The organism is Pseudarthrobacter sp. NPDC080039 (assembly GCF_040702335.1).
GTDB classification, from domain to species: domain Bacteria; phylum Actinomycetota; class Actinomycetes; order Actinomycetales; family Micrococcaceae; genus Arthrobacter; species Arthrobacter enclensis_A.
Genome location: NZ_JBFBKY010000002.1, coordinates 342554 through 356865 on the forward strand (window position 1 = coordinate 342554; position 14312 = coordinate 356865).

Genomic DNA, 14312 nt, shown 5'->3' on the forward strand with positions numbered 1-14312 from the left:
GCGGTGCGGGGGCGGGAAACCCCCGCACCGCCGGTTTTTGGCTACTTCTTGTAGGAGTCCTGGATGTCCTTCGGGGCGTCCTCGTGGTAGACCTGCTTCCAGGCATCCAGGACGTTGGAGTGGTCAACCGGAAGGGCACTCAGCGCCACGTACGCGGGTGCTTTCTTGCCGATGAGCGCCCCTGCGGCCAGCCGGGCTTCCGTGACACCCTGGTCGAACGGAACCTGCGCTCCCAGGCCGACGACGAGTTCGTCCTTGGCCAGGGCAATCGCGACGTTCTTGCCGAGGTCCTCCGTGGCGATCTTCAGGTCCGGCCGGCCCGCGGCCCTGGCTGCGGCCATGACACCTTCTGCAGGAACATCCCAGACCGCCCAGATTCCGGACAGGTCGGCGTACTTGCTGAGCATTGCGTTCGCAGCAGCCTGGGCATCACCGGCGAAGTCCGGCCCGGCAATTCCCTTTTCTTCGACGATCTTGATATCCGGGTATTCCTTCGTAATCGTGTCCTTGAAGCCCTGGTAGCGCTGCTTGGTCACGAAGAAATCGGCCTGGTGGAAGACGACGCCGATTTTCCCCTTGCCGCCGAGGGCTTTGGCCATTTGGTGGGCGGAGACCACGCCGTTGCCGTAGTTGTCGGCGGAAACAACAGAGACATAGTCTTTGCCGGCCGTCAGGCCCTGGGGGATGTTGTCCATGAAGACGAGCTTGGTTCCGGCATCCGCGACCTTCTTGTAGGCGGCGGCCGTAGCCACGGGATCCGTGGGGATGGAGACCATGATGTTCGGGTTCTGCGACATGACCGTCTCGATGTCCGAGACCTGCTTGTCCGGCTTGAAGTTCGCGTCAGTGGTGGCAATGACCTTGACCCCGAGCTTTTCAAACTCGCTCTTTAGTCCGTTGATCTGGGCGGTGGCCCAGTCGTTGCCGCCGTAGTGCATCACGATGGCTGCTTTGGCGTTGAGCGCCTTGACCTTTTGAATCTCGTCGGGAGTCAGGTCTGCTGTCGACGCCGGGGAGGGCATTTCGCCGTTGGGGCCCTTGCTCAGGACCTGTCCCTTGATCTGGTCAAGGGCCTGCTGGGCCTTGCTGGACACACCGGCGTCGGGAGCGTTGGACGTGCCCGTGGTCGAACTGCTGCAGGACGCGACGGAAAGGGACAGGACTGCGGTAAGGGCCACAAGGGGAAGCCTGCGGATCATCATTGTTCTCCAGTGCTTGGGTGGGTGGGGGTGGGGGTGGATGCCTGGGATTCAGGCGAGGGCAATCGCCAGGGCCGGCGGGACCGGGGACAGGACGAGCCCGCCGGAGGCCGAGGCTGTGCGGATGGCAGTGGCTTTGTCTGAAGCTCTCAGCAGCGCCTCTGCATGTACTTTGTCGACGAAGAAGCCCAAGGAACACGGACCGTGGTGGGATTGAACCCACTTCACTGCCTCGTTGGCCGCCTTCGCCATGTCGCCGCCCGCTTCCGGGCCTCGAAGGGTGGACACTGATGCGGGTTTGCCCGAGTTGTCGACGGAGACCGCCAGGCTTGCCCAGAGACGATTTTCATCAAAGATTCCGATGACCGCCGAGGAGCCGGCAGGGACAAAGGTGCGGACAGCGAGTGCCAGATCGCCGGGCGCCGTGTCCCTCAGGAGTGCTTCGAGATTTGCCCACTGGTTCTGGTCGATGTCCCGAAGCCCGGAGTTCGGCTCGAGCGCGAGTTCGTGCACGATACGGTCGGTCATCCCGCGCCTTTCCTCATTGAAATATCTTCTCCGTAAACGATTACGAGGTAACCGTAAACGTTTACGGACATCATCGTAAACGTTTACGGAGATACGTGTCAAGCATCACATCGGGAGCTGTTTCGGGGACGGGGAAATCCCGGCAGACGTAAGATCAAGACGCACGGAACCAAACGGGATCAAGGGGGTTCCGTTCGCGGTGTGCAAGACAGGAGAGAGTGTGGCAGGAATGACTGTTCCGCATAAGGCGACCGAGGAACTGCCCGGTGCCTCGCGGCGCCGGAAACCCACCATCAACGATGTGGCCAGCATGGCCGGCGTCTCCTTCGGCACGGTCTCGCGGGTACTCAATGACGCACCGGACGTGAGCGCGGCAACGCGGCAGCGGGTTCTGCAGGTGATCAAGGACATCGGGTACCGCAGGAACCGGGCAGCCACGGCGCTGGTCACCAGCCGGTCCACTTCCATCGGCATACTTTCCGACGGCTCCCCGCGGTTCGGCCCGGTGGGGACACTCATGGCCCTCGAAAACATTGCACGCAAGAAGGGGTACGCCACCACCGTCATTAGCGTCGAACAGCCCTACGGGGAGTCGGTCCAGGCCGCCCTCGACACCCTGGACGATACCGGCGTGGGGGGAATCATCGTCATTGCCCCCGTGGTGGATATGGCAGCAGCCGTATGGAATGCCTCCTGCCGCATCCCCGTGGAGATGATTGCGGCGGGAGCATCATCGACGCCAAACGTCTTCACCTATTCGGAAAACCAGGAACTGGGCGCACGGCTGGCCACCCAGCACCTGATAGACCTGGGCCACACCGACATCGCCCACTTCGCCGGCTCCATGGAGTGGTTCGACGGCCGGGTACGCAAACGCGGGTGGGAGGCCGCGCTGCGCGACGCCGGGCTGACGCCGGGGCTGTGCCTCGAAGGTGATTGGAGCCCCCGGTGGGCCTACGAGACCGCCCTCCAGCTCGTGCGGGAACAAAAGGTACCCCAGGCTATCTTCGCCGCCAGCGACCACACGGCCCTCGGCCTGATACGCGCCTTCGCTGAAAACGGGATCCGGGTGCCGGAGGATGTGAGCGTGGTCGGTTTCGACGACATTGAAGGCTCAGACTACTTCCTGCCTCCGCTGACCACTGTGCGCCAGGACTTCACGGCGTTGGCGCTCATGAGCATGGAGGTGCTCCTTGGTGCCATGGAGGGCCGGGACGTGGACCGCACCCCCATCGCGCCCACCCTTGTTGTCCGCGACAGCGCCCGCCAGGTGTCCCCGCGCAAATAGAAGCCGGCCGGAAAGCACCAGGCTTTCCGGCACCCGAGGTAAATAAGACCCTGAATCGGGGCCGGTGCTACGATTGCTACGGAGGTGCCCCATGACTACGATCCCCCACCGCGAGCTGCGAAACCAAAGCAGCAAAATCCTCGAGCGGGTAAAGAACGGCGAGATCATCGACGTGACCAATAACGGTGAGGTGGCAGCGACGCTGATCCCGCCTGCAGCCTCACCTTTCGAGCGCCTGCTCAGGTCCGGGAGCGTGCGGCAAGCAACGCCGAATCCTGTTGATTTCCAACTTCTGCCGCGGGTGCCCTCCAATGCCGGTACGGCGGAAATCCTTGCCGATCTCCGCGGCGACCGGTGATCGTTTATGTCGATACCTCGGCTGCCCTGAAACTGGTGGTCGAGGAACGTGAATCGCGGTCGACGGCCGAGTTTCTGTCTGCCGCCGGGCAACGGGGTGACCGGCTGGTGGCCTCCATGCTCCTGCATACGGAACTGCATTGTGCAGCCAACCGCCGCGGGCTCCCCGCAGACCTGGTCAACGCCGTACTGGCGGGAATCAACCTCGTGGACGTCGTCCGTTCCGACCTTACTTACGCTGCGGCGCTGCCCGGTGGACTGCGGAGCGCGGATGCCATTCACTTGGCAGCCGCGATCCGCGTCGAAGCCAGCCTGCTGGTCGCGTTTGATCACGAACTCCTCGAGGCGGCGACCCAGGCAGGCCTGCAGACCCTCTCCCCAGGGAGCACTTCCTAAAGGACTCCGACGGCGGTCCCCACTACCAGTGCCGCTTGTCCAACAAACGCATCAGACGCTGCACTAGGCTGGAATCCCCGGACCACCCACGAAAAGAGCGAGGCTAAACGTGCACCAGGACGCCGCCCGGTTCCTGTCCCAGCCGGTGGCCGCCCAACCCGGCTCGCCGCTGCGTGTGGCGGTGTACTCGCGCATCGCCGAGGCCATCCGCAACGGCCTCCTCACCCCCGGCTCCATGATCCCCACGGAGACCGAACTCGGCGCCGACATGAAAGTCAGCCGCACCGTGGTCCGCGAAGCCCTCATGCTCCTGGAGGAGGACGGCCTCATCAGGGCGCGGCGCGGCGTCGGGCGCTTCGTCTCGGACACCCTCCCCCGCATCGGCATCGAACGCATCCGCCCGTTCGAGGAAGTCCTCGCCGGCCCCGGCCAGACGCTCGAGGTCAAACGCACCCAGGCGATCAGCCAGGCCGCCTCCGAGTTCGTCGCCCCCGGCATCGGCGTCGAGCCCGGCAGCGAATGCTGGCTCTGGGAATCCGTCCTCATCCGCGACGGCGAGGCCATCGCCCACCTGCAGGAAAACGTCACCGCCCAGCCGGTCAGCTTCGGAAAGGGTGCCGCCGCTCCCCTTGAGATAAAGGACGACGCCGGCAGCACCTTGCTTGCCTCGCTCAACACCCAGCTGGGCCGGTTGGCCGGCCCGGGCGAGTGCCAGATCAGCCTGAGCCAGGTGGGCCCCAGCCGCGCAAAGCTGCTGGACCTGCGCCCGTCGGACCCGGTCTTGGTCCTCACGCAGTACGTCCGGCACGCCAACCGGCCCTTCTACCTGGCCAAGTGCCTGGTTTCAGCAAGAGCCGGGCACCTCTCGGTGATGCAGCAGTTCCAGTCCTGACAGCAGCCCGAACCTAGGGCGCCACGCACCCCACTGCTTTACATGCGTTCACGCGGCCGTGCGCCCAGTACGTCCCCGTCCCGGAGATGGGATCAGCGGTAGATTCCACTTTGGCACGGACGGATGTGTTGGACGTCCCGGCAGCCGTGCTCCACACCAGCGCGGCCGTCGCAGCAACCACGGGCGACGCCATTGATGTGCCACTGAGGATGTCGTACCCCTCGGAGCTGCCGTACTGCGACTCCAGCGCGAACGGGTGGTTCGGGAAGGTCGAGTACACGCTCACCCCGGGTGCCGCGACATCCACCCACTTCCCGTAGGTGGAAAAGGAAGCCTTGGCGTCTTTGTTGTCGGTCGCAGCGACTGCGATGACGTTCGGGTAGGCCCCCGGGTAGACCTGTGCCTGCGTGCCCTCGTTGCCGGCAGCGGCGACGATCACCACGCCCTGGTTCCACGCGTTATTGACCGCAACTTCGAGGGTCCGTGACGACACCCGCTGCCCCAGACTCATGTTGATCACCTTCGCACCATGGGTTGCCGCCCAGTCGATGCCCTTGGCGATGGCCGAGCTGGAACCGGATCCGCTGTCGTTGAGCACCTTGACGTCGAAAATGCTGCAGCTGGGACAGACGCCCGCCACGCCGATCGAGTTATTGGCGACGGCCGCTACGATCCCTGCCACGTGGGTGCCGTGGCCGTACCTGTCGTAACCGTCGGGACCGGCGATTACCTTGTCGCTGAAGTTGACGCGCTCGGCCACCTGCGGCGAGATGTCATTGTTGTCCGCGGCCACGCCCGAATCGATGATGGCCACCCTGGTTCCACCACCGGTGGTGACGTTCCAGGCTTCGACGGCGTCCACGTCGGCGTCGGCTTTACCGGCGGCCACCGTGACCGTACCCGCGGTGTTCGTGAACGACTGCCCCACGTTCTGGAGCGCGTACTGGCGGTCGAAGTACTGGTCGGCGGAATCGGCCGTAACCAATTCGTCCGGTTCGGCGTACTCAACGGCGGGGTTCCGGCTGAGTGCAGCGACAAGTTGGAGTTCGCGGCCTGCCGGCACTTTGATCAGGTGGGCGCCGGTGCTGCCAATCGGCGGCCCGTCACTGAGGCCATGCTGGCCGAGGACACCCGCAGCTGCGGCATTGTCGCGGAACTTGACCATGATCTGGCCGGGAACGGGTGAGGACGGTACGGGGGATGACGGTGCGGGCGAGGAGGATGCGGCAGCGTTGCCTGGCACGGCGATGGTGATGGCGCCAAGCACCATCACCATCGAGGCGAGACCTGCCAGTACTGTTCTTTTCATTCGGTCATCTTGCGCCCCATCAGTAACACCTGGATAGGGGCCAACAGCAGGTTGTCTGCTTTGCCGGCCTCAGGCGGCGGAGCCTGCTGCGGCCGTGCTCGCCGCATGCCGCAAGCTTCGCCGTATTTGCCGCTGCTGGTTCAGTGTGCGGCCCCCGGTGGCGGGGCCTGCCGAACGCCTTTGGTGTGTGCCCTCTTCCGCAGCACGATCCTGGCGGCCACGGCTCCGATGAGCCCGGCGAGGGTTACCAGCTGCACTTCGTCGAAGGACAGGCCGTCGATGTTCGGCTGGAGCTCCTCCCCCGTCGCCCAGCCGAACCAGACTTCACTGACCAGAATGCCGGCAACGAAGTACCCTGCCGCCGCGTAGAGCCACAGCCAGCGCGACACTTTCCTGCCCACGATCCAGTGAGCCAGCAAGCCGAAAGCCAATGACATGGCCGCTAGCAGTCCCAGCCCAGCAATTCCCAAGTCCCAGCGATCCACGGCCCGCCACCTCCCTGCTTCCCCCGGTCCTACCGCCACTCTCGCGAAGCCTGGTCCGGAAGTGTAGAGGCCATGGTCCCGCTATCCCGACGACGCAATGAGCGTGTCGAGCCTCAGGCGACTGAACCCGCTGAGGCGAGGGCCGCCGTCGTGCCTTCAAAGTGGCCGAGCAGCGTGTCCACCAGGTGCGGGGCGAAGTCCTCCTCGAGCGAGAGCACCACGCGGCACCGCGCGCCCTTCACGGGCGGGTACCCGGCGTACAGGCCGCGCATGTCGCACACGGTCTGCCCGCGCCCGGGTCCGTTGGAGGTGTCGACGGCGGCACGCACCATGGGTGCCGAGGCAGGCTTCACCGCACCCACGGCGAGCGCCGCGGCCAGCGGATCGTGCATCGCTGAGCAGAGCCGGCCGTAGATGCCCTTGTAGAACCGGAAATAGTAGCCCAGCATCTCCCCCAGCGCCCGCGGCACCGGCGCAGCAGAGGCCAACAGCGACTGCCGGTGCGGCTCCTCCAGCACCGACGCCATGGTCACGTCCAGCGGCACCAGGGTCACGTCCCAGTCGGCGGCCAGCACCAGGGCGGCGGCCTCGGGGTCGTGCCAGATGTTCGCCTCGGCCACAGGCGTGATGTTCCCCGGCGCGAGCGCGGCCCCGCCCATCACGGTCACGGACTCCACCAGGGATGGCAACGAGGGGTCCAGCTCCAAAGCTTGGGACAGGTTGGTCAGCGGCCCGATCGCCACCACCCGCAACTCCCCCGGGTACAGCCGCGCCAGCCGCACCAGCATCTCCGCCGCGGACTCGGCAGCCACCGAAGCACCGGACGCCGGCAGCTCAACCTCCCCCACCCCGTTCGACCCGTGAACCCACGGCGCCCCGCCGTGAAAGGAAGCAGCCAGCGGATCGTGCGCCCCCAGCGCCACCGGAACATCGGCGGCGCCGGCGAGGGCCAGCAGGTCCAAAGTGTTGCGGGCGCCGACGGCGGCGCTGACGTTCCCGCTCACCGTCCCGATCCCGGCCACGGACGCAAGGGGTGAGGAGAGCAGGTAGGCCAGGGCGAGGGCGTCGTCGATCCCGGTATCGCAGTCCAGGTAGATCGGGTGGCGGGGGGTCATGGTGTCTCCTTGAAGGGGGTGAGCGGTTAGAGGGTCTCGCCCTTGGGGGCGGCGACGAAGAGGCTGACGATGAACGCGGCGGCGGTGATGCACACCGAGATCCAGAGGGCCGTGGCGTACCCGGCGGCCGTGGCCTGGGCGGCAAAGGGCGCCACGAGGACGACGCCGAGGCTCGCCCCGGTCCCGAACGATGCGCCGTTGATGCCGGGCAGAGCCGCCGGGGCCTCCTTGGGCGAGAGCAGCACCGAGAGCCCGTTGATGGCGGTGAGGAAGAGGCCGTTGTAGAAGATGCCCAGGCAGGCCACGGCAATCAGCACGGCCACCGGCGACGTGGAGAACAGGGCGGCAACCACGGCGCACGCCAGGCTCATTCCGGTGCCAACCCGGAGGATCCGGATCCAGCCGCGCCGGCCGGCCAGCCACCCCGCCAACGGTGCGGCGAAGACGCCAATCAGCGCGGCCGGGGTGAGGAACAGCAGCGCCGAAACGGAGGCACTCAGCCCGAAGCCGCCGTCGTGATCCTGGCTCAGCAGCACCACGGTGAAGTTGATGATCGCGAAGATGCCGGCCAGGGTGAGGACGGTGGTGGCGATGACCGGCCACACCTGGCGGGAGCGCAGGTGGTGCACGGCGATGAGCGGGTGGCTGCGGCGCTTCTCGATCAGCCAGAACGCGGCGAAGGAGGCGAGGGCGCCTGCCAGCAGGGCCAGTGCGGTGGGCGAGGTCCAGCCGGCGGCCGACCCGTCGGAGACGAAGTAGGTCAGGAACACCAGGAACAGCGAGAGCGAGCCGGCGCCCCACCAGTCCATCGCGCCGCGGATGCCGGAAGGCCGGCCGGCGGGGACCAGGCGGAGGATGCACAGGGCGGCGATCGCGGTCAGGACCAGCACCACCACGAAGATGGAGCGGAAGCCCAGGGTCTCGGCCATCAGCCCGCCCACCCAGCCGTCCACTCCCCCGATGCCGCCGTTGATGGCGGCGATGATGCCCACGGACGTGCCGAAGACCTTGGCCTGCAGGTTCTCGCTGAGGACGATGTAGGCGAGCGCGAAGACGGCGCTGGAGACGCCCTGCAGGAACCGGCCGGTGACGAGCAGTTCCAGCGTGGGCGCGGTGATGCAGAGGATGGTGCCGGCGGCCATGATGCCCAGGACCAGCAGCAGCGCGGCGCGGCGGCCGATGAAGTCGCTCCACCGGCCGATCACAGGCCCGGCGATGGCGCCGGCCAGGAAAAACATGGACTGGACGGGGGCGGCGGCGTCGGCGCCCCTGCCGAAGCTGGCGGCGATCTGCGGCAGCGCCGGGGTGACCATGCTGGCGTTGAGCTGGAAGGACAGCACGCCCAGCAGCAGCGAGGAGATGAGCAGGGCGGCGCGGCGGCCGGAGAGCCTTGCTGCCTCGTCGGGACGTACGACGGCGGCAGCGGCGTCCGCGGGCGGCGCGGCTGCCGCGGGGGTTGGGGTGTTCACATCAAACTCCTTTGTTCGAGCAGGTTTTTGGGAGGGAGGACCGCTTCCCGGGATGGCGATCTGAGTTGTTATACAACCACGTATGATTCGCGAGTACAACCATGCGCTACACTTTTTCTCCATCCGGCCGCTTCGCCGGCACCCCGAGAGAGACTTCCCATGAGCAATGCACTTCCTGCCGTCACCGTGGTCGGCAGCGTCAACCTGGACCTGATCGCCACCGCCGAGCGGCTTCCGACGGCAGGCGAAACCATCGGCGGCGCGGTGCTGTCCGAGCAGCCCGGCGGCAAGGGCGCCAACCAGGCCGCTGCGGCCGCCCGCCTCGGGGCCTCTGCCCGGATGGTGGGCGCCGTGGGCGACGACGCGTCCGGGCATCGGATGCTGGACGCGTTGGCTGCTGCCGGTGTGGACACATCTGATGTTGCCGTCCTGCCCGAGCCGACCGGGACGGCGCTTATCGTGGTGGACCGCGACGGCGAGAACCAGATCGTGGTGTGCCCGGGCGCCAACTCGCACCTGTCGGTGGACGGGGTGGAGTTCGGCCTGGACGAGACGGTGCTGTGCCAGCTGGAAGTGGGCCTGCCCGTGGTGCTGGAGGCCGCGCGGAAGGCGCAGGGGTTCTTCGTGCTGAACGCCGCGCCGGCCATGGACCTGCCGGCGGAACTCCTGGACCGGTGCGATCTGGTGATCGTCAATGAGGGCGAGTACGCCCTGATCCCCGCCCTTGCAGAGGCGAAGCTGGTGGCGGTGACGTACGGCGGCGAGGGCTCGGCGATGTTCGAGCACGGCCGGAAGGTGGCCGAGGCTCCCTCCGTTGCGGTGGCGGTGGCCAACACCGTGGGCGCCGGTGACGCGTTCTGCGCTGCCCTTGTCCTGGCGCTACGTAGTGGGTGGGACTACGCGCGGGCCCTGGCCGTGGCCAACGCTGTGGGTGCGGACGCCGTCGGCGACCCGTCGTCGCAGCCGGATTTGGCACGGCTGGGCCACTACGCGGAGCGGACCGCTCCCGCAGCGGGCGCGCTGTGAGCGTCTCGCTGCCGGCGACGGTCATACTCCGGCGGGCAGTGCCGGCCGACTACCCCGCCGTCCGGCGCATCACCCGCGACGCGTACCTTCAGGCGGGGCACTTCGCTGCCGGCCATCCGTACCTGAGCGTGCTGGAGAACGTGGAGCACCGCGCCGAGCACGCCGAGGTGTGGGTGGCGGACGTTGCCGGGAAGGTGGTGGCGGCGGTGACGCTGACGTTCGCCGGCCAGCCGTACAGCGAGATCGCTCGGGACGGGGAGCTGGAGTTCCGGATGCTGGCGGTGGACCCGTTGTGCCAGGGCGGCGGGGTGGGCCGTTCCGTGGTGCGTGCGATTATCGATCACGCCCGGAATCTGCCCGGCATCGAGGCGATCAGCATCACCAGCGCCACGTTCATGGAGCGGGCCCATGGCCTCTACCGGTCGCTCAGCTTCCGACGACTCGAGTTACGGCCGCCAGCGCCAGGGACCGCCAGCCCTCTTCAACAGAACGGCAGCGGAGTCCGGGGATGAACCTCCCTCGTTCAATTCGAACTTTAGAGTGCTGTCTAAAGAATTACTTTGACTTGCTAGCTGTGACAATGCGAGGAAGAAGGCCTTCAGCGCCGGAATGGCCAAGGAGCAGCCGGATGTAGGAATGCAACTGCGGAAAGTCAAGTACCTCGGGATGAGCGGCGGGGTTCCGGAAGGATCGGGTTACATGGAGTAACTGATCAGCCAGTTCGTGTTGCACAAAATCGGGGTCCGAAAGCGTTTGAATGAACGCGAGATATGCAACTCCCGCAGGCGGAAGGTTTGATGTATCCCCAGTCGCAAGGTGGGCCAGCTGAGAAGCGAAGGTTCCCAGCTCGAGTTTTTTGTTCTGTCCGCCCAACGCATATTCCCGCAGCTTGTTGAGACGTCCATCCCCGCTACTGGAAATCCCAGTCCCCGAGGAGGCAATAAATCGGCGGAACGGCAGCATGAGCCGGCGAACTACCGTATCTTCGAGTGCTTTGCTCAACAAAATGGCGGGCCCAGAAGCTTCTAGCTGCACTGTCGAGGCGCCGTCGAGCCGGTCGAAAGCAACGATCCCGCTTATCAAGAACTCTTGGGTACTTCTCGAAAGCGCGGTCCACACCTCCATCCCCAGCTGGGATTTCAAAGAGCTACTAAGCGCTGGGAATGATGCGGGTGACGGCAGATAGGCGTTCGCAGCGGCGTCAAGGGCAAGAAGCCGTTCCTCATCGGAGAGGTAGGGATTGCTTTTTACGCCTGTTACCGTGTCGTCTAGGGATAGCAAGATTGCATGCTTGCCCTCTTTAGACAGATACTTTGCCAAATCACCGGCCAGCCAGTTCGCGCTCCCCAACCAGAAATGATGCGTATCCACGCTAATCGAGTTGGGTGTACCTGAGAAGAACCTCGTAACGGCACCCGGTACAAGTACGGCACTCCGTGTTGATCTATTATTGTGTAGAGTGAAAAGCGTGCCACTTCCAAGCATGTCAGCGCTGGAACGAGTCGGATAGACAATCGCTGCGCATTGCAACCTCCAATCACAGCCATTGTCGCGGCGCCAACGTTTGATAAGTGGATTTTCTCTCAACTCGTCCTCGTGATCTTCGCCCACGTAGAATCCAAGGTTAGAAAAATAGGCGCTGACCTTGTCTCGTAGGGTTGCAAATGAGTCCATCGAGTAGATCGTCTGGATAATTTTATATGAGGCCACCTCCAGATTTTATTCAAAAGATGATTGATCTTGCCAAAGAGTCAGTAAATCAGATGGACGCCTCGCCCGCTCAACGGCCGGCCTGAGCGCGCCAAGAACAAAGACTCTGTTTGATGCCGGCTTCGTCTGGGTGCCTGGTGCCCCCAACTTCGGGTATCCGAGCCTGTTAGTTACAACCCCGAATCTCCCGCCGCCCAGCGGCAGACAAAGCGGGGAGCCCCGTTGCCACAGATTGCGAAGGATTGCGGCCTACGGTCACGGCTATGAAACGCACCACGTCAGTGGTGCGCTTCTCGCATGGTGGGTTATGCACTTCAGAATTAGCATGCACGTGTCCGCGCATTCAGCATCCCCTCTTCCCCAAAGCCCAACCGAAAGGTAGTCCTCGGGCACGACGCGTGTGAAGGCTAGGCTCACTTACCATCACGGATGTAGGTCACGCCAAATGCTTTGACCTGGCGGTAGCTTTGGAGCCTAGTTGCAAGGTCGAAGGTGTCGCCGGTAACGTACTGGAAAATATCGAGACCCCGCCCGAGAACGATCCTCCAACCATTGTCCGTGACGATCGATCGGTCATGAATGGTGGCGTCGAATGAGACCTCCAGATTAATGCCAGCGATTGCTGCGCCCTGCTTCACCTTCAGCAGGAGCTCCAACTGCTTGCGAAGCTTCTCCTCGCCCTCCGTACTCTCAGACGTGATGAGCTTGACGTTGACCTCGTCCGCGGGATCCTTGGAAGCGGCGATTGCCTCAATGAGTTCCATCAGATTTCGAGCCTGGTGGAACTGACGTACATAGGGGTCTGTAATTGTTATCTGCGCTGCACCACGAAGGTAAGGGACGAGCAGCGCGTCGAAGGACACACCGCGTTGGTTCTCCTGAAACTCTAGGAATCCCTCCAATACTGAGGCTTCGAGGGCAGGCAAACCCGGGGCGCTGATCGAGCCATGGGAGATACTCTGCTCGTTAAAGCGATCTGTCTCACCGTTTTGAGGCCGTTCACGGTAGTAATACTCTGGGTACTCGTCCTCTTCGAGGGTAGTGACAGGGTGCCATGTACCGGCGTTGTCGAGGTAGCCGAACTTTACCTCTGCCATTGTTGAATCGATGCGGAGTATCTGGTCCTTGACTCGCTTTCGGCCCTCGATGGCGAACTGCAGGATCTCTTCGATCTCTTCGGACGTGGCTTCGCCGTGAGGGTAAACGATTTTCATCAGCCCGGAGAAGGTCTTGTGGATGGCGTCGCGATCTCGTGTCGAAATGTCCGACGACAGTGTGAAGTGCAGTTGGTAACGGTCAGAGTAGTCCGCCGAGCGCATGGATTTGAGCACCTCGGCGATGTAGTCGACGACGAACCCGTAGCCGTTGGAGAACATCTCCCCGCGGATGGTATCGACCTCCCACCCCGGGATGTAGTGGTGCAGGCGGTCAAGGTAGGCCGAGTCATGGTAGCTCTCGGGAAGCTCATCGAACAGGTCGGAGTGCTTGAGCATGTAAGGCACGGTGTGCGAAGTATTGCCGACGAACACCATGGACGCCTCCGCGCCGAGCGTCTCGACGCCGCGGGAAAACGACTTGTTCGCCATGTAATTCTTCATGATGTCCACGAGCGCCTTGTCGGTGCGCTTCTTCTTACCCGCGAACTCGTCGAACGCTACAACATCCCAGTAGCCGACCAGGCCGATGCGGCCATTGGAGTTGTTGACGAACAGCTTGGGGACGGTGACCTCGCCACCGGAGATGAGCATGCCGTGCGGTGAGAACTCCGAAAAGATGTGCGACTTACCGGTGCCCTTGGGTCCGAGTTCGACGAGGTTGTAATTTCGCTCAACGAACGGGATCAGCCGCACGAGCTGGATGAGCTTTGCGCGGCGACCGAACAGTTCAGGATTGAATCCGATCGACTGCACGAGGAGGTCAATCCACTCGTCGGTTCTGAACTTACTTCGTGCAGCGAGATAACCTTCGAAGTCGAACTTCGACAACTGAATGGGCTTGATCGACCCCAGTATCCACGGCACCATCCGGGCGTCATCACTGTGCAAGTACTCGATGTCGCAGATGCACCAGACACCACCGACCAGCAGCTTCGGGTGAGCCTTGATCGTCGAGGATTCGACGCGAACTCCCTTGATGCCAAGGTTGGCGAATTCTGCCTGGTAAACATCGTCCTTCTCGTTGAGCGTGACGGTCACCTTGTCAATGATGCGATGGCGTCCGCGCTCCTTGATCGTGGACTTCACCAGTTCTGACTGGTTTCGGTTCACGTAGTGGTCAGCCAGGATTTTTCGCACGGTGTCGATGCCTGCCTGGATGGTGGCGGCGTCATCTGATGCGGCGTATTGGCCGAGCAGATACTCCAGCACGTAGGAGGGCACAATGGCGTTGCCCTTGACCGCTTTCACGAGGTCTTTTCGGACTACGACGCCAGGGAACAGCTCGTTGATCTTTCGGTCCAGGTCGCTCTGCAGCGGGGTTGCGCCTGCTGTTGCGCTGAACCCATCGGTTGTCTCCGGGCTGACTTCGCTCACAGCCACA

Annotated in this window: 14 protein-coding genes; 6 read left to right on the top strand and 8 right to left on the bottom strand. The window is 64.0% G+C overall.

Annotated elements, in window-relative coordinates; translation table 11 throughout:
- Positions 1-41 precede the first annotated feature (41 nt).
- Entirely contained in the window at positions 42-1178 is a 1137-nt protein-coding gene (locus AB0313_RS03525; protein WP_366303627.1) for a substrate-binding domain-containing protein, read from the bottom strand.
- A gap of 72 nt (positions 1179-1250) precedes the next feature.
- On the bottom strand, positions 1251-1727 hold the full coding sequence (locus AB0313_RS03530) for a hypothetical protein (protein WP_366303629.1): 477 nt from the start codon (positions 1725-1727) through the stop codon (positions 1251-1253).
- A 229-nt stretch (positions 1728-1956) separates the two neighbouring features.
- On the opposite strand from AB0313_RS03530, the gene AB0313_RS03535 reads away from it, so the two are divergent.
- The 4 genes from AB0313_RS03535 to AB0313_RS03550 all read left to right on the top strand — a co-directional run bounded on the left by AB0313_RS03535 (position 1957) and on the right by AB0313_RS03550 (position 4660).
- Positions 1957-3015, top strand: coding sequence for a LacI family DNA-binding transcriptional regulator (locus tag AB0313_RS03535; RefSeq protein WP_366303766.1), 1059 nt, complete (start codon positions 1957-1959; stop codon positions 3013-3015).
- Between the two features lie 91 nt (positions 3016-3106).
- Positions 3107-3373 (top strand): type II toxin-antitoxin system prevent-host-death family antitoxin, encoded by a 267-nt coding sequence (locus AB0313_RS03540; protein WP_366303631.1) that lies wholly within the window; start codon positions 3107-3109, stop codon positions 3371-3373.
- Complete coding sequence (locus tag AB0313_RS03545) at positions 3370-3768, top strand: type II toxin-antitoxin system VapC family toxin (protein WP_366303633.1); 399 nt, start codon at positions 3370-3372, stop codon at positions 3766-3768. The genes AB0313_RS03540 and AB0313_RS03545 overlap by 4 nt, the downstream gene beginning before the upstream one ends.
- A 109-nt stretch (positions 3769-3877) precedes the next feature.
- Positions 3878-4660: a GntR family transcriptional regulator gene (locus AB0313_RS03550; protein ID WP_366303635.1), complete on the top strand. Its 783-nt coding sequence runs from the start codon at positions 3878-3880 to the stop codon at positions 4658-4660.
- A 13-nt stretch (positions 4661-4673) separates the two neighbouring features.
- On the opposite strand, the gene AB0313_RS03555 is transcribed toward AB0313_RS03550, so the two are convergent.
- The 4 genes from AB0313_RS03555 to AB0313_RS03570 all read right to left on the bottom strand — a co-directional run bounded on the left by AB0313_RS03555 (position 4674) and on the right by AB0313_RS03570 (position 9038).
- Positions 4674-5969: a S8 family serine peptidase gene (locus tag AB0313_RS03555; RefSeq protein WP_366303637.1), complete on the bottom strand. Its 1296-nt coding sequence runs from the start codon at positions 5967-5969 to the stop codon at positions 4674-4676.
- A gap of 140 nt (positions 5970-6109) precedes the next feature.
- Complete coding sequence (locus AB0313_RS03560) at positions 6110-6406, bottom strand: hypothetical protein (RefSeq protein ID WP_366303639.1); 297 nt, start codon at positions 6404-6406, stop codon at positions 6110-6112.
- Positions 6407-6567: 161 nt separating this feature from the next.
- Positions 6568-7569, bottom strand: coding sequence for a nucleoside hydrolase (locus AB0313_RS03565; protein WP_366303641.1), 1002 nt, complete (start codon positions 7567-7569; stop codon positions 6568-6570).
- A 26-nt stretch (positions 7570-7595) separates the two neighbouring features.
- Positions 7596-9038 carry an MFS transporter gene (locus AB0313_RS03570; protein WP_366303643.1) on the bottom strand — a complete coding sequence of 481 codons (1443 nt, stop codon included), beginning with the start codon at positions 9036-9038 and terminating at the stop codon, positions 7596-7598.
- A gap of 159 nt (positions 9039-9197) precedes the next feature.
- Here AB0313_RS03570 and AB0313_RS03575 point away from each other — a divergent pair, with 159 nt between their 5' ends.
- Positions 9198-10064, top strand: a complete 867-nt coding sequence (locus tag AB0313_RS03575; RefSeq protein WP_366303645.1) for a ribokinase — start codon at positions 9198-9200, stop codon at positions 10062-10064.
- Entirely contained in the window at positions 10061-10576 is a 516-nt protein-coding gene (locus tag AB0313_RS03580) for a GNAT family N-acetyltransferase (RefSeq protein ID WP_366303647.1), read from the top strand. Before AB0313_RS03575 ends, AB0313_RS03580 begins: the two co-directional genes overlap by 4 nt.
- Before the next feature lie 43 nt (positions 10577-10619).
- On the opposite strand, the gene AB0313_RS03585 is transcribed toward AB0313_RS03580, so the two are convergent.
- Together AB0313_RS03585 and brxL are read right to left on the bottom strand one after the other, a co-directional pair.
- Positions 10620-11738 (bottom strand): hypothetical protein, encoded by a 1119-nt coding sequence (locus AB0313_RS03585; RefSeq protein WP_366303649.1) that lies wholly within the window; start codon positions 11736-11738, stop codon positions 10620-10622.
- A gap of 449 nt (positions 11739-12187) precedes the next feature.
- Positions 12188-14305 (bottom strand): BREX system Lon protease-like protein BrxL, encoded by a 2118-nt coding sequence (gene brxL, locus AB0313_RS03590; RefSeq protein WP_366303651.1) that lies wholly within the window; start codon positions 14303-14305, stop codon positions 12188-12190.
- Positions 14306-14312: the final 7 nt, after the last annotated feature.